This is a genomic window from Novacetimonas cocois, assembly GCF_003311635.1.
Taxonomy (GTDB): Bacteria; Pseudomonadota; Alphaproteobacteria; order Acetobacterales; family Acetobacteraceae; genus Novacetimonas; species Novacetimonas cocois.
Genome location: NZ_QEXL01000070.1, coordinates 1 through 785 on the forward strand (window position 1 = coordinate 1; position 785 = coordinate 785).

Consider the following 785-nt stretch of genomic DNA (forward strand, 5'->3'; position numbering starts at 1 on the left):
GGAGCTTTGATGACGCGCCGCCGCTACGAACTCACCGACCGCGAATGGTCTATCCTGTCGCCATTGCTGCCCAACAAGCCGCGTGGCATCCCCCGCGTCGATGATCGCCGTGTGCTGAATGGCATCCTTTGGCGCTTTCGGACAGGTTCGCCCTGGGCAGAAATCCCCGAACGCTATGGGCCGCCGACCACCTGCTACAATCGTTTTGTTCGCTGGCGAAAAGCCGGGGTATGGGATCGGCTTCTTGAAGCCGTTTCAGCGTCTTACGATGGCGACATCGTCATGATCGATTCGACCTGTGTTCGCGTTCACCAGCACGCGGCCACGGGAAAAAAGGGGATGGAAACGATGGCGGCATGGGACGTTCCCGCGGCGGCCTCACCAGCAAGATCCACGCGCTCGTCGACGCGGAAGGCCGTCCCGTCAGTCTCCGTCTGACAGGCGGCCAAGTTGCCGATTGCACCGAGGCCGATGCGCTGACCAATAGCCTGGGCGAGGGCGACATCCTGCTGGCCGACAAGGGATATGACAGCAATGCCATTCGCGCCAAGGCAGCGGCCCGAAAGGTTTGGGCCAACATCCCGCCAAAGGCCAATCGCAAGGGAAGCTTCACCTTCTCACGCTGGGTCTATCGGCAGAGGAACCTCGTGGAACGCTTCTTCAACAGGATCAAACAGTTCCGAGATATCGCAACCCGATACGACAAGCATCCCGAAAACTACCTCGCCGCTGTAAAGCTCGTCGCGGCGAGAATCTGGTGTCGGGGTTTATGAGTCGACGCCCTA

General features: G+C 60.1%; 1 pseudogene. It reads left to right on the top strand.

The annotated features are described in order from the left end of the window. Nucleotides 1-9 precede the first annotated feature (9 nt). A pseudogene (locus NJLHNGOC_RS15545) lies at nt 10-773 on the top strand (IS5 family transposase). Nucleotides 774-785: the final 12 nt, after the last annotated feature.